The sequence below is a fragment of the Bradyrhizobium sp. MOS001 genome (assembly GCF_004634465.1).
In the GTDB taxonomy this organism is placed as follows: Bacteria; Pseudomonadota; Alphaproteobacteria; order Rhizobiales; family Xanthobacteraceae; genus Bradyrhizobium; species Bradyrhizobium barranii.
On record NZ_SPVJ01000014.1, the window covers coordinates 1 to 16658 of the forward strand.

The 16658-nt window shown below is 62.9% G+C and carries 19 protein-coding genes; 6 read left to right on the forward strand and 13 right to left on the reverse strand.

Annotation, left to right across the window (positions count from 1 at the left end; translation table 11 throughout):
* Positions 1-364: hypothetical protein (locus CT676_RS44855; RefSeq protein ID WP_205124605.1), on the forward strand; the 364-nt coding region annotated here is incomplete at its 5' end.
* A gap of 170 nt (positions 365-534) precedes the next feature.
* Here CT676_RS44855 and CT676_RS19105 read toward each other — a convergent pair.
* The 4 genes from CT676_RS19105 to CT676_RS19120 are packed head-to-tail and all read right to left on the reverse strand — an operon-like array spanning position 535 to position 2291.
* Positions 535-1182 (reverse strand): hypothetical protein, encoded by a 648-nt coding sequence (locus tag CT676_RS19105; protein WP_135215184.1) that lies wholly within the window; start codon positions 1180-1182, stop codon positions 535-537.
* Entirely contained in the window at positions 1179-1397 is a 219-nt protein-coding gene (locus CT676_RS19110; RefSeq protein ID WP_085400407.1) for a hypothetical protein, read from the reverse strand. The genes CT676_RS19105 and CT676_RS19110 overlap by 4 nt, the downstream gene beginning before the upstream one ends.
* A 51-nt stretch (positions 1398-1448) precedes the next feature.
* Positions 1449-1853 carry a nuclear transport factor 2 family protein gene (locus tag CT676_RS19115; RefSeq protein ID WP_085400409.1) on the reverse strand — a complete coding sequence of 135 codons (405 nt, stop codon included), beginning with the start codon at positions 1851-1853 and terminating at the stop codon, positions 1449-1451.
* 21 nt (positions 1854-1874) lie between these two features.
* Positions 1875-2291: an AEC family transporter gene (locus tag CT676_RS19120; protein WP_244623201.1), complete on the reverse strand. Its 417-nt coding sequence runs from the start codon at positions 2289-2291 to the stop codon at positions 1875-1877.
* Positions 2292-2383: 92 nt separating this feature from the next.
* Between CT676_RS19120 and CT676_RS19125 the strand changes: the two genes are divergently transcribed.
* Positions 2384-2950, forward strand: coding sequence for a DUF4126 domain-containing protein (locus CT676_RS19125; protein WP_244623203.1), 567 nt, complete (start codon positions 2384-2386; stop codon positions 2948-2950).
* A gap of 20 nt (positions 2951-2970) precedes the next feature.
* On the opposite strand, the gene CT676_RS19130 is transcribed toward CT676_RS19125, so the two are convergent.
* On the reverse strand, positions 2971-3915 hold the full coding sequence (locus tag CT676_RS19130) for an AEC family transporter (RefSeq protein ID WP_038932208.1): 945 nt from the start codon (positions 3913-3915) through the stop codon (positions 2971-2973).
* A 372-nt stretch (positions 3916-4287) separates the two neighbouring features.
* Here CT676_RS19130 and CT676_RS19135 point away from each other — a divergent pair, with 372 nt between their 5' ends.
* Both CT676_RS19135 and CT676_RS19140 read left to right on the forward strand, forming a co-directional pair.
* Entirely contained in the window at positions 4288-4623 is a 336-nt protein-coding gene (locus CT676_RS19135; RefSeq protein WP_085400415.1) for a hypothetical protein, read from the forward strand.
* A 432-nt stretch (positions 4624-5055) separates the two neighbouring features.
* Complete coding sequence (locus tag CT676_RS19140) at positions 5056-5733, forward strand: ParA family protein (protein ID WP_028150667.1); 678 nt, start codon at positions 5056-5058, stop codon at positions 5731-5733.
* A 75-nt stretch (positions 5734-5808) separates the two neighbouring features.
* Here the strand turns inward: CT676_RS19140 and CT676_RS19145 are convergent, their stop codons facing one another.
* The 5 genes from CT676_RS19145 to trxB all read right to left on the reverse strand — a co-directional run bounded on the left by CT676_RS19145 (position 5809) and on the right by trxB (position 9802).
* Positions 5809-5955: a hypothetical protein gene (locus CT676_RS19145; protein ID WP_014492080.1), complete on the reverse strand. Its 147-nt coding sequence runs from the start codon at positions 5953-5955 to the stop codon at positions 5809-5811.
* 294 nt (positions 5956-6249) lie between these two features.
* The gene (locus tag CT676_RS44105; RefSeq protein WP_167768094.1) at positions 6250-6420 is read right to left on the reverse strand and encodes a hypothetical protein; all 171 of its coding nucleotides are present in this window, start codon (positions 6418-6420) and stop codon (positions 6250-6252) included.
* A 115-nt stretch (positions 6421-6535) separates the two neighbouring features.
* Positions 6536-7444: a 4-hydroxy-tetrahydrodipicolinate synthase gene (locus CT676_RS19150; RefSeq protein ID WP_085400417.1), complete on the reverse strand. Its 909-nt coding sequence runs from the start codon at positions 7442-7444 to the stop codon at positions 6536-6538.
* 463 nt (positions 7445-7907) lie between these two features.
* On the reverse strand, positions 7908-8831 hold the full coding sequence (locus CT676_RS19155) for a LysR family transcriptional regulator (RefSeq protein WP_027534296.1): 924 nt from the start codon (positions 8829-8831) through the stop codon (positions 7908-7910).
* A 5-nt stretch (positions 8832-8836) separates the two neighbouring features.
* Positions 8837-9802, reverse strand: a complete 966-nt coding sequence (gene trxB / locus CT676_RS19160; RefSeq protein WP_028150669.1) for a thioredoxin-disulfide reductase — start codon at positions 9800-9802, stop codon at positions 8837-8839.
* Positions 9803-10067: 265 nt separating this feature from the next.
* On the opposite strand from trxB, the gene CT676_RS19165 reads away from it, so the two are divergent.
* Positions 10068-10547: an Lrp/AsnC family transcriptional regulator gene (locus CT676_RS19165; RefSeq protein WP_028150670.1), complete on the forward strand. Its 480-nt coding sequence runs from the start codon at positions 10068-10070 to the stop codon at positions 10545-10547.
* Between the two features lie 119 nt (positions 10548-10666).
* Here the strand turns inward: CT676_RS19165 and greA are convergent, their stop codons facing one another.
* The 3 genes from greA to CT676_RS19180 all read right to left on the reverse strand — a co-directional run bounded on the left by greA (position 10667) and on the right by CT676_RS19180 (position 16129).
* Positions 10667-11140, reverse strand: a complete 474-nt coding sequence (greA, locus tag CT676_RS19170; protein ID WP_007596674.1) for a transcription elongation factor GreA — start codon at positions 11138-11140, stop codon at positions 10667-10669.
* 210 nt (positions 11141-11350) lie between these two features.
* Positions 11351-14815, reverse strand: coding sequence for a carbamoyl-phosphate synthase large subunit (gene carB, locus CT676_RS19175; protein ID WP_038942752.1), 3465 nt, complete (start codon positions 14813-14815; stop codon positions 11351-11353).
* A gap of 144 nt (positions 14816-14959) precedes the next feature.
* Positions 14960-16129 carry an MFS transporter gene (locus CT676_RS19180; RefSeq protein ID WP_085400419.1) on the reverse strand — a complete coding sequence of 390 codons (1170 nt, stop codon included), beginning with the start codon at positions 16127-16129 and terminating at the stop codon, positions 14960-14962.
* Positions 16130-16241: 112 nt separating this feature from the next.
* Here CT676_RS19180 and CT676_RS19185 point away from each other — a divergent pair, with 112 nt between their 5' ends.
* Complete coding sequence (locus tag CT676_RS19185; protein WP_135215185.1) at positions 16242-16613, forward strand: helix-turn-helix transcriptional regulator; 372 nt, start codon at positions 16242-16244, stop codon at positions 16611-16613.
* The last annotated feature ends 45 nt before the right edge of the window (positions 16614-16658 follow it).

Genomic DNA, 16658 nt, shown 5'->3' on the forward strand with positions numbered 1-16658 from the left:
CGCCCCGGGCGACATCAAATCGGAAGGGTGGGCGAGATCATCTCGGAATCCTGGGCGAGATCAAATCGGTACACCCGGGCGAGATCATCGGAATCCGCAGATCGGCGACGGTATGCGGCGCGTGCTCGATCCCAAGATGGGTTTGCGAGAGCAAATTTTGTTGTTGCTCTGCACATCGCCTGGCAAAATCGCGACCGCAGAACTGAAGAATTGGACTGGCTACAAGAATAATACCTACTTTAGGAAGCTTCTTCGCGAGATGCACGAAGAGCGTCAGATCGAATTGGACAGCGATGGCAGCGCGGCGCTCATTTTGCCACCCGGGGACAAGATCGCTTCGGAAATTATAGCGAAGCGAGTTTGATAAATGTCCGATTGGATAACGGCAGTGCATCTGCGCCGAAATAGCGGACGGCATCTACCTACTGCATCTCCATAATGCCAAAGCAGTGCGAGCACTCGATCCGCAATGAAAGACGCTGAATGTCAGCAACGTTAATGGATTGGCGCCTTGGGCTTCCATAACGGACGACCCTATGGACTGATTGCTAAGAGCAGATTGTCGAGGTCTCGTGGCGACATTCTAATCCCAAAGCGAGATTCGCAATACGACCTCAGCGTGACGCATTTCAGGACAAATACCCTATAAGTTGGATCGCAGTCGTATTGTGTTTTCTCGTCTGCGCTTTCGGGAAAGGAAAGTGATCGGATGCCCCGGTTCGCACGAGAATCATAGATGAAGAAAAGAGTTGGTACGTGGAAGTGGAGATATTTTGAGGCGAGAGATCGCTTGTTGAGTTCGGTAATTTGGCCGAATAAGTCTGTTGTGCGCTTATGAATCTCCAGCATCACTGGAAGCGCAGATGAGCCATAGGGGGCCACTGACTTGGCTTGGCTTATCCACTTGTCCAGCCCAGACTTCATTATCGCGGGTGCCACTCGCTCAAGGTAAAATTTGTCGTTTGTCTCACCGGGCGAGACGACCTTGCGCCGCTCTATTGCTGCTGCATAGACGCGACCGATGATGTTTAGCTTTGCCAAGATTACTTGCTCGTCCGTGTGATACGGATGTTCGCGACAGAGTCGATAAAGGATTTCATTTGTTAGACTCCAAGGCGTCGTCTCTCTAGCGCTTTCGGCTTGTTTGCGCGTTACGCAACTGATTGACCTGAGTTCTTTCATCGCTCAGCTATCCTTACCCCGCAACGATCACCACCAACCACCGGCAACGTCACCGCGGCCAGCAATGTCGCCAGCGTCACCGTGCCCGACACCGGGTTCACCAGCCGCCGATACTGAACCGCAAAGATATACGCGTTCGCGCCGGTCGGCAGCGCCGCGAACAGCACGACGACGCCAGCCGCAAGCAGGGGCAAGTTCAGGCGCTTTGCGAGCACGAAGGCCTCACGCCCTCCTCAACGCGCGATCCAATCCCGTCTCATCGCGCGTCAGGAGACGATGGCCTTGATTTGCGCAGTGTCCGCGAATTCAATCAGCTCAATGATTTTGCCATCCTGAAATTTGAAGAGGTCCAGGACTTCCGTGCTGAAGACTTTCCCGCTTGGACGGTATCGGATGACAAGGCGGGACCGTATTGCAGCACAATTCCCTTCAACCAATTCGCTCAGGATCTCGCGCTTTTCGAAGTCGAAATGGTCAATGAATTGACCGAAGGCGCCACGCAGTGGTTCGTGCCCCTGCACACTTCCTGTCAGGTGCAGTGCGCTTTTGTCGCCCACCAGGTTGAACAGGCCCTCGGGATGAAAAGCGGCCACCAGGCCTGCCGCGTCACCATCACCGCGCGCGGCGTAAGCGCGCTTGATCACGTCGAGCATTTCCTCGCGATGTCCCATATCCGCCTCCTGCTATGGGTATCATCGCAGGATAGCTACCTTTGCGTGCAAAGGCAAAATTAAAACCACCACCATCACCGGCAACGTCACCGCCGCCAGCAGCGTCCCCAGCGCCACCGCGCCCGACACCGGGTTCACCAGCCGCTGATACTGGGCCGCGAAGATGTACGCGTTGGCGCCGGTCGGCATCGCTGCGAACAGCACGATCACGCCGGCTGCGACCGGAGGCAGACCGAGCAGCTTGGCCAGCACGAACGCGGCCGCCGGCGTCGCCAGAAGCTTGAGCGCGCCCATCACTGCGATGCTCCTCGCCTTTGATCTCGAAGCGGAAGAAATGCGCAGAGTGATCGGCTGCGTCAACATTTCTGGCTTGGTTTGCTCATCCTCGGCGATGTAGCCTGATTGCGCATTGCGATCTGCGTCGATGGCCGTACGCATCCCAATGACCTCGGCCGCATCACGTCTGGCCTTTCCGAGGAAATTCGAGCGCAACAATCGTTGGAGATCTCATGTCGAACTCCGATCTCGCGTTGTCGATTGCGCTCGGTGTCGGTCTTGCGGCCGCGACGGGCTTCCGGGTGTTCCTGCCGATGCTGGTTGCCAGCGTGGCCGCTTACTCGGGTTCGCTTCCTTTGGGCGACGGTTTCGCATGGCTTGGAACACCTGCTGCAATGCTCATGCTTGGCGTGGCCGCGCTCCTGGAGGTTGGTGCGTATTTCATTCCCGGCGTGGACAATTTGCTCGATGTCATCGCCGCGCCTGTCGCCGTGATCGCCGGAGCCATCCTGTCAGCGGCGACCATGGCAGATCTTCCACCGATGATGAAATGGACGGCCGCCATCGTCGCGGGCGGCGGCGCGGCCGGCATCGTGCATGGCGTCACCGCGGCCGTGCGGGCCAAATCGACGGTCCTGACGGCTGGCCTCGGCAACTCAACGGTTGCGACCGCCGAACTGGGCGGTGCACTCCTCGTATCGCTTCTTGCCCTGGCTGCGCCGGTTGCCGCCTTCGTGCTCGTCGTTCTGATGCTCTGGCTGGCGATACGTTTGATCCTGCGCTTGCGGAGGTCAGCTCCTCGCGCGGATCTACCGGAATGACCGCGTGACTGCTCGTGCGGCTACCTCGCCCCCGCCACGATCACCACCACCACCGGCAACGTCACCGCAGCCAGCAGCGTCCCCAGCGCCACCGCCCCCGACACCGGGTTCACCAGCCGCTGATACTGGGCCGCGAAGATGTACGCGTTGGCGCCGGTCGGCATCGCCGCGAACAGCACGATCACGCCGGCTGCGACCGGAGGCAAACCGAGCAGTTTTGCCAGCACGAACGCCACCGCCGGCATCGCCAGCAGCTTGAGCGCGCTCATCGCGGCGACGCTCAGCATCTCGCCTTTGACCTCAAATCGAAACAGGTTGATGCCGAGCGCGATCAGCGCTGCCGGCGATCCGGCCTGTGCAAGCAGCTCGATCGTCCGGTCGACGACGGGGTTGAGGCCGAGTCCCGTAAAGCGCCAGACCACGCCAAAGCCGATCGCCAGCATCAGCGGATTGCGCGCGAGATCCGCGAGCACGGGGCGGATGACCGACAGGACCGAACCTGTCCGCTTGCGGCTGACAAGCTCCATCTGCAGGATGCCGCAGAGCCAGAGCAACGGCGTGTTCACCGACAGGATCAGCGACATCGGCCCCGCGGCCTCGTTGCCCAGCGCCGAGAGCACCAGCGGAATGCCGAGCATCACGATGTTGCCGTAGACCGAGCCGATCGCGAACACGACGCCGTCCTCGCGGTCCTCGCGCCGTTCGCGCAAGCATGCCGAGAGCGCCAGCGCCGCGATCCAGGTGATGGCGAGCGCGCCGTAATAGGCGCCCCACATCCGGTAGGGGCTGACATCGGGGAATTCGGACACGACGATGGTGCGGAACAGCAGCGCCGGGATCGCGATGCTGAAGGCGAATTCGGAGATGCCCTTGTGCGCGGTCTCGGAGACGAAGCGAAACAGCACCGACGCATAGCCGGCCGCGATCAGGGCGAACACCGGCGCGACGATCAATACTGTGGCCATGCGCCCCTCATCTCACGGGGACATCACACGACCACCCCACGTCCTCGATCATGCCATCATGCCGCTGTTTTGCCCGACGAGTCAAATCGATTTCGTAAAATCCGTAACTGGCCGCCGTGGCCTGGCTACTGTGCATGGGGTTGTTTTCGCGTTTTTTTGTTGGACCGAAGCTGAAGCCGCGCGCGGACCCGATCTCGCCAGCCCTGCCAAGGGCTTAGCCTGATAGCGCGACATCGTGCCCGGGATGGGACCGCGCCGGGCCGACCGGCCTGTTGCCCGGAGCGCACAGGTGGCCGTTTTCGCTTCAGGCCTCGTTGCCAACGAACGCCCGTTCACCCACTATTCGCTCTGACTCGACATGTGGGGGGATCGATGCCGGCGCTCCGTTTCAAAAAATCCTTGGCTGCTGCGATCTCGGGCATTGCGCTCGCCGTCCTGGTCCATCCCGGCGCCGGCTTCGCCTACACGCAGGAGGAGCAGCAGGCCTGCTCGCCGGACGCGATGCGGCTGTGCGGCGAGTTCGTTCCGAACGTTGATGCCATCACCGCCTGCATGATCCAGAAGAAATCGCAGCTCTCGCCGCAGTGCAAAGTGTTCTTCCGCCAGGGACCCGAGCCCGGCGAGGCCCGCGCCGGTAAGCCGACGGCCAAGAAGAGCACCAAGCCTTCGCAGAAGGCGGCCAAGAAGAAGAAATCCAGCGAAAGCTGAGCGCGGGGCTAGCGTTCTTTCTTTGAAGCTCGTCGCGTCAGGGCAACAGCGCGAAGCGTCTTCGCGTCGGTGTCCCCTGCATGTGTGTTGCCGGCATCAGCTGCGCGCCAGCCTCCGGACTCCTTTTGTTCGCCTCGCCGTGCGGACGCCTGCGACAATTACCAGCGCGTTCGACGGAAAAGAGTCGCGAGAGGGTTTGCGCGGCGAGGTTGCATTCCGTTTTTCCCGCGTTGCTGCCGAAAAAGCGTGGGATTGCCGGCGTGGAGGGCGTTTCGTTGCGATTGGTATCCTGGTCGCGCGAAGCAGTGTGACTCAAAAGCCAACACGTCTTGTTATTTCGTGGCTCTGAGGCAACTGCCGGTAAATTTTTCTTTCCCGAATCAGCGCGGTGATTCATTTTCGTGATCTGGGGTCAATCTGGAGGCCAGAGGTATGAACGTAATTGTTTTTGCATCGCGTAAAGGCGGCTCGGGCAAGAGTACCCTGGCCGCACATCTCGCCGCGCAGATCAAGGCGAGCAAGCAGGTGATGCTCGTGGACGCGGATCCGCAGGGCTCGCTCACGCTGTGGCACAAGCTGCGCGGCACCAACGAGCCGCCGATCAAGGCTGCGGTGAACTCGGTCAGCGGCATCGTCTCCGCTGCCAAGCGCGACGGTTATGAATGGGTGTTGATCGACACGCCGCCGAATCTGTCGGCCGTCGTCGACGACGCGATCAAGAACGCGACCATGGTGGTCATTCCGGCACGTCCCGGCGTGTTCGACGTCAACGCGGTGCAGGAAACCATCCAGATGTGCCGCGCGGCGCGCAAGCCCTACGCGGTCGTGCTCAACGGTGCGCCGGCGCGCCGCGACGAGTCCGAAAGCCCGATCGTTACCATCGCCCGCGAGGCGCTGGCGAAATTCCGCGCGCCGGTGTGGGGCGGCCAGATCACCAACCGTTCGGATTTGCTGATGGCGCTCAGCCACGGCGAAGGCGCGCGCGAGTATCAGGCCGAGAGTCGTGCGGCCCAGGAAATCGCAAGGCTGTGGGCGGCGATCGAGCGTTCAGTGAAGGCTATTCGCGGCACGGCGTCGGCATCCGGCGCAATGCACAAGCAGGCGGCATAATTTTCATAAATCATTCCCCGGACGGAAAGCGCGCGGAAGTCCGCGCGTTTTGCGTTTCGGCCCGGTGGAGACGCGTTATGCCACCATCAGCATGTAGAACACGATGACCGGCGACAGCGTCAGGATCACCGACCAGATGCCGGCGGCCCAGAGAATGTCCTCGGTGGTAAAGCTCTGCTGTCCGGCGTCGTAATGCGACGCCACTTCATTCTGGATATTCACAAAACGCCCCCGCGATTTCTTCGCTTATGGGCGCCAGTGATAGCCGGGATGTTTTAAGAATCCGGGTCGCAATTTCGGGCGCATTCGAACACAGGTGCTACCACGGATTAACCATGCCGGCGCAGTGCGCGCGTTCGCGCGGGGTTAAGCACGGGGCACGTTCTTACCCTCCCCTGGAGGGGGAGGGTCGCTGGGCATTGCGCGAAGCGAAATGCCTAGCGGGGTGGGGTGACAGTCTCTCCGCATCGAATAGTGCCCGAGTGGAGAGATCACCCCACCCCGCTCGCGCCGCCGCTAAACCCACTCACTGTATTTCCTTCTGATCTCGTCGATGTAGTCCGCGCGCGGTTTCACCTCATCCGCGGTCAATCCGATATCGCGCCGCAGCCAGTCGGATAACTCGCTCGCATATGAAACGCGTTCCCATGCCGCCTTCAGCGCATCGCGCCATTGACGAATGTCCATAGGTCGATCTCTTTTCCGGATTGAGATGGTGTCGAGCGGACACGACGCTGCCTTCCCTCTCCCGCACGGGGAGAAGGGGGTGGCGGCGTGCGTGTGAAGAGAGGAAGCGGAGGCGCTACGCGGCGACTTTCATCCGTCGCTCGATCTCGCGGTCGATCTGGGCTGCGAGCTCGCTGCTCACTTCGACCATCGGCAGGCGCACTTCGGGGCTGTCGATCAGGCCGCACCGCCACAGCCAGTACTTCGCCGGCGCCGGGCTCGGCTCGGTGAACAACAAGCGCGTCAGCTCGGCGACCTCGTGCCAGCGCGCCTGCGCCGCGTCGTGGTTGCCTCGCTTCACCTCGGCATACACGGCGGCAAACGTCGCGGTCTCGACATGGGCGGACAGCACGATGCCGCCGTCGGCGCCGTCGGTGAGCGCCTCAAGGTAGTTCGCGTCCTCGCCGGTGAGCACGCGAAAGCCCTTCGGCCTGTCGCGCAGGAGCGCGATGGATTGCTCGCGGTTCGCGCCGCAATCCTTCAGCCCGACGATGTTCCGATGCTCGGCAAGCCGCAGCAGCGTCTGGTTGGTGATGTTGACCGAGGTGCGATAGGGGATGTTGTAGAGCGCGATCGGCCACGCCGCGTGATCGGCAAGGGCTTCGAAATGAGCCAGGAGCCCGCGCTGCGAGGGCCGCACATAATAGGGGCTCGCGATCAGATAACCGTCGATCGGCCAGTCCGCGGTCTCGTCGAGGCGTTCCTTCAGCCGCGAAGTGTCCGCGCCCGACAGTCCGAGGCAGATCGGCGGCGTGCGGCGCCCCGCCGCCATCTCGTCGCGCACGATGGCGACGAGGCGCTCGAGCTCGGTCTCGCGCAGCGTCATGCCTTCGCCTGAGGTCGCCCCCAGGATGAAGCCGTCGACGGCCTGCCCGCTGTAATGTCGCGTCAGCCGCCGCAGCGACCTCTCGTCGAGAGCGCCGTCGCGAAACGGCGTCACCAGCGGCAGCCAGAGTCCGTGCAAATGATCTTGTAGACCGGTCATGTTCCATCTCCTTCTCGGGAAAAAAACCTGAGACGGAGGGCACATGAAAAAACCCCGTCCAGGCGGCGGGGTTTCGGGATTTGCTTGCGATGACGAAGCTGTGTTAGCGCGCGCAAAAATCCGAGGTCCCCGGATGGGGGCCTTTTTTCGAGGCGACTGCCTTGAACGAGATTGCGCACGACTTCGTGATCATTCGCAAATGATGCGGGGTGTACGTGGAACTGTCAATACACGCGGAACGTGAAACCCGATGGGACAGAAAAAAAGCCGGGCTCAAGTGAGCCCGGCTTAAGGTATTGGCCACGTGAGGCCGACACAATCACCTTCCAAGAGGGATTACTGAACTCCCGCGCCACTGGAGGAGGGGGACAAATGCGCAACGCGAAGGCTCAGCGTGGAAACATTATGGGCTTGCCAAGCGCCATGCAGCAACCGTTCAGGTCGCATGTCAGACATGCGGAAATCAGGAAGGCCAGCGCTGCGCCTTGCTCACCACGAAGTCGCGGAACACCTGCACACGCGCGACCGTCTTCAACTCCTCGGGATAGACGAAATAAGTGTCGAGCTGGATCGAATCCGATTCTCCGAACAGCTGCACCAGGCGGCTCTGTTCCTCGATCAGATAGTCCGGCAGCGCCGCGATGCCGAGGCCCTGCTGACAGGCGCGGACGAGGCCGAGGATGTTGTTCACTCTGAAATAAGCCTCGCGCGGACCAGAGCCGTTGCGGCCGGCTTCGACCAGCCAGTTACGGTTCTGAAGATGCGGCGCGAAGTTGCCGTCGGAGAGCGTGATGATGCGGTGGGAGTCGAGCTCCTCGAGCGTGCGCGGCGTGCCGAAGCGCTTGATGTAATCCGGCGAGCAATAGGCGTGGAAGCCCATCGCGAACAGCTTGCGCTGGATGAGATCCGGCTGCGTCGGCTTGCGGGTGCGGATCGCGACGTCCGCCTCGCGCATCGACAGGTCGAGCTCCTCGTCGGTGACGATCAGCGAGATCCGGATCTCCGGATAGAGCGCAGTGAACTCGCCGAGCCGCGGGATCAGCCAGTTGATGCCGACGCCGGGCGTGGTGGTGATCTTGAGATCGCCGCTCGGCCGCTCGCGGCTGTCGGTCAGCTTGGCGCGCGCCGCCTGCAGCTGCATGAACACGTCATGCGCGGTGCGGAAGAGCAGGTCGCCCTGCTCGGTGAGGATCAGGCCGCGGGCGTGGCGGTGGAACAGCGAGACCGAGAGCTCCTGCTCCAGCGCCGACACTTGGCGGGACACCGCCGATTGCGACAGGCCGAGCTGCTCGCCCGCATGCGTGAAGCTGCCCGCTTCCGCCGCCGCGTGAAACACCTTCAGCTTGTCCCAATCCATATCCGTAAATCCGTCGCGTGTTCGAGGCATGATCTTTATTCCGCTGCAGCGCGCTCGCTGGCGCGCAGGGCCAGGAAACGTTCGGCTTCGAGAGCTGCCATGCAGCCGAGGCCGGCGGCCGTCACGGCCTGACGATAGGTCTCATCGGCGACGTCGCCGGCGGCGAACAGGCCGGGCACCGAGGTGGCGGTCGAGTTCGGGGCAACCTCGACATAGCCCGACCGTTTCAGCTTGACCTGGTCCTTCACGAGCTCGGTCGCCGGCGCGTGCCCGATGGCGATGAAGACACCGTCGGTCTTCACGTTCGTGAGTGCGCCGGTCTTGACGTTCTTCAGTCGCACATGGGTGACCTTGTTCGGGTTCTCGGTGCCGCAGATCTCGTCGACCGCCGAGTCCCAGACCACCTTGATCTTCGGGTGCTTGAACAGACGCTCCTGCAGGATGCGTTCGGCGCGGAAGTGATCGCGGCGATGCACGATGGTGACCTGCGAGGCATGGTTGGTGAGGTACAGGGCTTCCTCGACCGCGGTATTGCCGCCGCCAACCACCACGACTTCCTTGTTGCGGTAGAAGAAGCCGTCGCAGGTGGCGCAGGCCGAGACGCCGCCGCCCTGGAATTTCGTTTCTGACGGCAGCCCGAGCCAGCGCGCCTGGGCGCCGGTGGCGAGGATGACGCTGTCGGCGAGATAGACGTCGCCGCTGTCGCAGGTGAGGCGGAACGGCCGCTGCGTCGTCTCCAGCTTGGTGACCAGGTCGGAGACGATCTTGGTGCCGACATGGACCGCCTGCTTCTCCATCTGCTCCATCAGCCAGGGGCCCTGGATCACGTCGGCGAAGCCCGGATAGTTCTCGACGTCGGTGGTGATGGTGAGCTGGCCGCCCGCCTGGATCCCCTGGATCAGGATCGGCTCGAGCATCGCGCGCGCGGCGTAGATCGCCGCCGTGTAGCCGGCGGGGCCGGAGCCAATAATGACGACCTTTGCATGAACAGTGGCAGACATTTTGACGGACGCCTTTCACGGGGGATCTGCAGCGCGGGTGCGGAACGTGCCGGGAGGCGTCGCGGAAGCGCTGAAATATCAGAGCTAATCTAAGCCTTCTGGTGAGCTATGCAAGAATTGCATTCCCTGTCGGCGGATTTTTCCAACAGGGAACAAAAGTCGATTGCGCTGCACGCGCAATAAAATTGCGCAATTGCTGCGGACTGGCTATGAGGATTGCGTCAAATCCACCAATACAGCCGCAAAGGCCAGGAGTTCCAATCACGTGTCGCGGAACCTAGACGAGATCGACCTGAAAATTCTCACCGAGGTCCAGGCCGACGGTCGAATCACGAATGTCGAGCTGGCCAAGCGCGTCGGCATCTCGCCACCACCTTGCCTCCGCCGCGTCCGGGCGCTGGAGGAGGAGGGCTATATCCACGGCTATCGCGGCCTGCTCGACGCCCGCAAGCTTGGCTTCGACGTCACCGTATTCGCCGCGGTGCACCTGTCCAGCCAGGCCGAGGCGGATTTGCGTGCCTTTGAGGAGTTCGTCCGCGCCGAGCCGCTGGTGCGGGAATGCTGGATGCTCTCGGGCGAGGTCGATTTCATCCTGAAATGTGTCGCGCCAGACATGGCCACCTTCCAGGATTTCGTGACGCACCTCACCGCCGCGCCCCATGTGCGCAACGTGCGGACGTCGCTGGTGCTGCATAATTCGAAATACGAGGCGGCCGTGCCGCTTGATGTGAAGGGAAGAAGGTAAGCCTTCTCCCTCTCCCGGTTCTTGCGGGGAGAGGCACACGGCTCTCGCAATACCCCGAAACAAAAAGGCCGCGCAGGGCGCGGCCTTTTCGAAATATCATCGCGCCTTGCGGCAAATGCTTACCGCCACTCCACCTTGGTGATCTCATACGCCTTGGCGCCGCCGGGGGCGTTGACCTCGACCGTCGAACCCTTCTTCTTGCCGATCAGCGCGCGCGCGAGCGGCGAGGTGATGGAGATGCGGCCCTTCTTGGCGTCGGCCTCGACCTCGCCGACGATCTGCCACACCGTCTTCTTCTCGGTATCCTCGTCGACCAGCGTCACGGTGGCGCCGAACTTGATGGTGTCGCCCGACAGCTTGGAAATATCGATGATGTCGGCGCGCGCGAGCTTGTCCTCGAGCTCGGCGATGCGGCCCTCATTGTGGGACTGCTCTTCCTTCGCGGCATGATATTCCGCGTTCTCCGACAGGTCGCCGTGCGAGCGCGCTTCCGCAATATGCTCGATGATGCGCGGACGGTCCTCGGACTGGCGCTTCTTCAATTCTTCCCCGAGCGCGGCAAAGCCGCCCGCTGTCATCGGAACCTTTTCCATCTCTTCTCTCGTCCTTCGGCCGCGCGCCCCGGCAAGACACAGGGCGCGGCAACCTTGATTCGTCAGTACTTCCGGGGCTGAATATACGGCCACCGGAACGGTTATGTGGGTCTGGCGCCGGAACAGAACAACCACAACGGCCGGACAGTTCCTCCGGCCATTGTGGCTTCATTGCCAGTCACTTAGCGGAAGCGTCGCCGTTGCTAGCGATCAGGTTTCCGAAAAGTAGCTCTGCAGGGTACGAACCTCAAGGTCCCCGCCCAGATAGGCGCGGATGCCCTGCGCGGCCGCCACGGCCCCGGAAAGAGTGGTGTAATACGGCACTTTATGCAAGAGGGCCGCGCGCCGCAGCGAGCGGCTGTCGGCGAGCGCCTGCGGGCCCTCGGTGGTGTTGAGGACGAGCTGGACGTCGCCATTGGTGATGGCATCGACGATGTGCGGCCGTCCCTCAAGCACCTTGTTGACCCTCTCGGTCGGGATGCCCTGATCGGTCAGGAAGCGCGCCGTGCCCGATGTCGCCAGCACCTTGAAGCCGAGCGAATGCAATTCGCGAACGGCCTCGGCGATGCGCGTCTTGTCGCTCTCGCGAACCGAGACGAACACCGTGCCCTTGCGCGGCACCCGCGTGCCGCCGCCGAGCTGACTCTTGGCAAAGGCTATCGCGAAGGAGCTGTCGATGCCCATGACCTCGCCGGTCGAGCGCATCTCGGGGCCGAGCACCGTGTCGACGCCGGGGAAGCGGGCGAACGGAAACACCGATTCCTTCACGCCGACATGCTTGAAGTCCGCCTTCTTCAGCTTGAAGTCGGCGAGCTTCTCGCCGGCCATGATGCGCGCTGCGATCTTGGCGACCGGCGTGCCGACCACCTTGGCGACGAAGGGCACCGTGCGCGAGGCGCGCGGGTTGACTTCGAGCACGTAGATCTCGCCGTCCTTGATCGCGTACTGCACATTCATCAGGCCGACGACGTCGAGGCCGAGCGCCAGCTCACGCGTCTGCCGCTCCAGCTCCTCGATCATCCTGGCATCGAGCGAGTGCGGCGGCAGCGAGCAGGCGCTGTCGCCGGAATGGATGCCGGCTTCCTCGATGTGCTCCATGATGCCGACGATGAAGGTGTCCTTGCCGTCGCAAAGGCAGTCGACGTCGATCTCGGTGGCATCGGACAGATAGCGGTCGAACAGCAGCGGGTTCTTGCCGAGCACGGTGTTGATCTGCCCGGTCTTGTCGTTCGGGTAGCGCGCCTTGACGTCCGCCGGCACCAGCTCCGGCAGCGTGCCGAGCAGATAGTCGCTGAGCTGGTTCTCCTCGCGGATGATCTGCATCGCGCGGCCGCCGAGCACGTAGGACGGGCGCACCACCAGCGGCAGGCCGAGATCGGTTGCGACCAGGCGCGCCTGCTCGACCGAATAGGCGATGCCGTTCTTCGGCTGCTTCAGCCGGAGCTTGTCGAGCACGCGCTTGAAGCGGTCGCGGTCTTCGGCAAGGTCGATGGCGTCGGGCGAGGTGCCGAGGATCGGCACTTCGGCGGCTTCCAGCGCACGCGCCAGCTTCAGCGGGGTCTGGCCGCCGAACTGCACGATCACGCCGTGCAGCGTGCCGTTGGTGCGCTCCTTCGCGATGATCTCCAGCACGTCCTCGGCGGTGAGCGGCTCGAAATAGAGCCGGTCGGCGGTGTCGTAGTCGGTCGACACCGTCTCGGGGTTGCAGTTGACCATGATGGATTCGTAGCCGGCGTCATGCAGTGCGAAGCAGGCGTGACAGCAGCAATAGTCGAACTCGATGCCCTGGCCGATCCGATTGGGCCCGCCGCCGAGGATGATGACCTTCTTCTTGTCCGACGGCGAACTCTCGTCCGCGGGCGCGCCTGCAAACAGCGCCTCATAGGTCGAATACATGTAGGCGGTCGGCGACGCGAACTCGGCCGCGCAGGTGTCGATGCGCTTATAGACAGGGCGGACACCGAGCGCGTGGCGCTTCGCCGTCACGTCAGCTTCCGTCGTCTCGGCGAGCACAGCGAGCCGCGCATCGGAGAAGCCCATGGCTTTGAGCGTGCGCATGCCGAAGGCGTTGCCCGGCAGGCCGTTCTTCCGGACCTTCTCCTCCATGTCGACGATGCCGCGCATCTCGCTGAGGAACCACGGATCGATCTTGCAGGAGTTGAAGATGTCCTCGTTCGACCAGCCGAGCCGCATGGCCTGGGCGACCTGGAGCAGCCGGTTCGGCGTCGGCGTGCCGAGCGCGGCGCGGATCGCGTTCTTGTCGTCGTGCTGGCCTAGCCCCTCGATCTCGATCTCGTCGAGCCCGGTCAGGCCGGTCTCGAGTCCGCGCAGCGCCTTCTGCAGGCTCTCCTGGAAGGTACGGCCGATCGCCATCACTTCGCCGACCGACTTCATCGACGTGGTCAGCGTGGTCGACGCGCCCGGGAATTTCTCGAAGGCGAAGCGCGGAATCTTGGTGACGACGTAGTCGATGGTCGGCTCGAACGAGGCCGGCGTCGCTCCGCCGGTGATGTCGTTGGCGATCTCGTCCAGCGTGTAGCCGACCGCGAGCTTGGCGGCGACCTTTGCGATCGGAAAGCCGGTGGCCTTCGAGGCCAGTGCGGACGACCGCGACACGCGCGGATTCATCTCGATCACGACCATGCGGCCGTCTTCGGGATTGACGCCGAACTGCACGTTGGAGCCGCCGGTCTCGACGCCGATCTCGCGCAGCACCGCCAGCGAGGCGTCGCGCATGATCTGGTATTCCTTGTCGGTCAGCGTCAGCGCCGGCGCGACCGTGATGGAGTCGCCCGTGTGCACGCCCATTGGATCGAGGTTCTCGATCGAGCAGACAATGATGCAATTGTCTTTCTTGTCGCGCACGACCTCCATCTCGTACTCTTTCCAGCCGAGCACGGATTCTTCGATCAGCACTTCGTTGGTCGGAGACGCATCCAGGCCGCGCTCGATGATGTCGAGGAATTCTTCCTTGTTGTAGGCGATGCCGCCGCCGGTGCCGCCCATCGTGAAGGAGGGACGGATGATCGCGGGCAGGCCGATCTCGGACAGTGCCATCAGCGCCTGGCCGAGCGCGTATTCCTGGTAGCGCTTGCGGCGGTCGCTTTCGCCGAGCACCCATTGCCGTTCGTGTTCCTCGAGGGCGGCACCCGACAGCTTCTCGCGTTCGGCCCGGTGCTTGTCGCGGAAGGACTTCTTCAACTCGGACGCGTTGGCGAGCCGCGACTTTGGCGTCTCAAGTCCAATCTTGGTCATGGCCTCGCGGAATAGCTGACGGTCTTCCGCCTTGTCGATCGCATCCGCGGTCGCGCCGATCATCTCGACGTCGAACTTTTCCAGCGTGCCCTGCCGGCGCAGCGACAGCGCGCAGTTCAGCGCGGTCTGTCCGCCCATGGTTGGCAGCAGCGCGAAGCCGCCGGGAATGACGTGACGTTCCTTCTCGATGATCTTGGCGACGATCTCGGGCGTGATCGGCTCGATGTAGGTGGCGTCGGCCAATTCCGGGTCGGTCATGATGGTGGCCGGGTTGGAATTGACGAGGACGATGCGATAGCCCTCCTCCTTCAACGTCTTCACCGCTTGCGTGCCCGAATAGTCGAACTCGCAGGCCTGGCCGATCACGATGGGGCCGGCGCCGATGATCAGGATGGTGGTGATGTCTGTACGTTTGGGCATCAACTCTCGCCGAAGTGGATTTTGGGCACAAAAAAAGGGCGCGCTTGCCGCGCGTCCCCTTGAGCCGAGAGCGCGGGGTCTCCCCTCGCGCGCGGGTGGGTCTTAGACCAGTTTTCGGGGCGGCGAAACCCCGAAAAACGCCCATCAACCGGCAATTTTGACGGGTTTTGGCCGTGCCTGCCAGCCACGGGCGAGATGCACCAGCAGCGAGGCCGCAACGCTCGATCCGCCGATCCAGCCAAGGTCGGTTGGCGAGAGGGTGGCCAGCACCGCGCCGCCCAGGGCCCCGCCGATGGCGAAGCCGAGATACATCGCGGAGGCGTTGAGCGAGAGTGCGATCATCGAGGCCTGCGGCTCGATCCGGATGATGCTGGCGATCTGAGCCGGATAGAACGCCCAGCCCGAGATGCCCCAGAGGAAGATCGCGCCCAGCACCGCATAATGCGCCTGTCCGGGCATCAACTTCAGGACCAGCGAATGCAGGATCAGGGCGCTCGCCATGCCGGCGAGCCCGAGGCCTGCGGTGGCGAGCGTGCCGAGCCGGTCGGCCAGGACACCGCCCAGCATGTTCCCGATGGCGGCGGCGCCGCCGAACACCAGCAGCGCGAGGCTGATCTGCGCGGCGTCGAAGCCGAGGCCGCGCAGCGGGACCGCGAAGTAGGTGAACACAGTGAAGCCGCCGAGCGCCCATAGGATCGTGATCAGAAGCGCGATCACGACATTGCTGTGACGCGCCACCGCCAGCCGTTCGCTGAGCGAGGCGGTGTTGCGCGGCAGGCCGCGGGGCAGGCCAAGCAGCAGGCCGGCAAGCGCAACCGCGCCGATCAGGGCCACCATGGCAAAGGTCGCGCGCCATCCGAGCAGGCTGCCGACGAGATTGCCGAGCGGGACGCCGATCACGGTTGCAACCGTGAGGCCCGAGGTGACCAGCGCCACCGCGCGGCCGCGCCGTTCGGGCGCGGCGACCGCCACCGATACGGCGAGCGCCGTCGGCATGCACAGTCCGGAGCCCAGCGCCATCAGCATGCGGGAGGCCAGCAGCAGGGCGTAGCTGGAAGCCACCGTCGCGACGAGATTTCCGGCAATGAAGGTCGTCAGCGCGAGGGCCAGCACGGTGCGGCGGTCGATATTGTTCAGCGTCACCGCCAGGATCGGCGAACCCACCGCATAGGTGAGGGCGTAGGCGGTGACCAATTGGCCGGCGGCAGGGACGGAAATCGAAAGATCGGCGGCGATCGACGGCAAAAGCCCTGCAATGACAAAGCCTTCGGTACCAATCGCGAAGGCCGCGAGAGCCAGCCAGAACACGCTCATTGGACAATATCCCTATGTTCAACGTTTATTGAACTATTGAATGCAAAGGCTAAGAAGTCAATTGGTTCAAGAACTATTGAACAACGCGGCCAATTTGCTATGATTCCTCACCATGAGCCGCACACCCCTTCATCCCACCCGCGAGCAGATCGAGCTGCCGATGGTTCTGGATTGCCTGAGCGATCCGATCCGGTTGGCCATCGTCTATCAGCTCGCCCAGCAGGAACGTGTCAGCAGCGAACTCTGCTGTGGCGACTTCAGCGGCCTTTCCGGCAAATCCAACCTCGCCTACCACTTCGCCAAGCTGCGCGAATGCGGCCTGATGCTGACGCGCGTGGCGGGCACCAACCGCTTCATGCGGCTCCGCCGCGAGGATCTGGACGCGCGCTTTCCGGGGCTGCTCGATGCTGTGCTCAGCTCCGCAGCCAAGGATGTCGACCGGCTACAGCTGCTGTCGGAGTGCGAAACGGTTGAAATGGATTGAAGTTTGCGAGTTTTCGAGAATTTGCTTTGGGCGGTCCGTCGAAGC

Bases quoted from the DNA above. Each gene is read 5' to 3' on its own strand.
- CT676_RS19105 (WP_135215184.1), bottom strand. From the start codon at position 1,182: ATGAAAGAACTCAGGTCAATCAGTTGCGTAACGCGCAAACAAGCCGAA.
- CT676_RS19115 (WP_085400409.1), bottom strand. From the start codon at position 1,853: ATGGGACATCGCGAGGAAATGCTCGACGTGATCAAGCGCGCTTACGCC.
- CT676_RS19120 (WP_244623201.1), bottom strand. From the start codon at position 2,291: ATGCGTACGGCCATCGACGCAGATCGCAATGCGCAATCAGGCTACATC.
- CT676_RS19130 (WP_038932208.1), bottom strand. From the start codon at position 3,915: ATGGCCACAGTATTGATCGTCGCGCCGGTGTTCGCCCTGATCGCGGCC.
- CT676_RS19135 (WP_085400415.1), top strand. From the start codon at position 4,288: ATGCCGGCGCTCCGTTTCAAAAAATCCTTGGCTGCTGCGATCTCGGGC.
- CT676_RS19140 (WP_028150667.1), top strand. From the start codon at position 5,056: ATGAACGTAATTGTTTTTGCATCGCGTAAAGGCGGCTCGGGCAAGAGT.
- CT676_RS44105 (WP_167768094.1), bottom strand. From the start codon at position 6,420: ATGGACATTCGTCAATGGCGCGATGCGCTGAAGGCGGCATGGGAACGC.
- CT676_RS19150 (WP_085400417.1), bottom strand. From the start codon at position 7,444: ATGACCGGTCTACAAGATCATTTGCACGGACTCTGGCTGCCGCTGGTG.
- CT676_RS19155 (WP_027534296.1), bottom strand. From the start codon at position 8,831: ATGCCTCGAACACGCGACGGATTTACGGATATGGATTGGGACAAGCTG.
- trxB (WP_028150669.1), bottom strand. From the start codon at position 9,802: ATGTCTGCCACTGTTCATGCAAAGGTCGTCATTATTGGCTCCGGCCCC.
- greA (WP_007596674.1), bottom strand. From the start codon at position 11,140: ATGGAAAAGGTTCCGATGACAGCGGGCGGCTTTGCCGCGCTCGGGGAA.
- carB (WP_038942752.1), bottom strand. From the start codon at position 14,815: ATGCCCAAACGTACAGACATCACCACCATCCTGATCATCGGCGCCGGC.
- CT676_RS19180 (WP_085400419.1), bottom strand. From the start codon at position 16,129: ATGAGCGTGTTCTGGCTGGCTCTCGCGGCCTTCGCGATTGGTACCGAA.
- CT676_RS19185 (WP_135215185.1), top strand. From the start codon at position 16,242: ATGAGCCGCACACCCCTTCATCCCACCCGCGAGCAGATCGAGCTGCCG.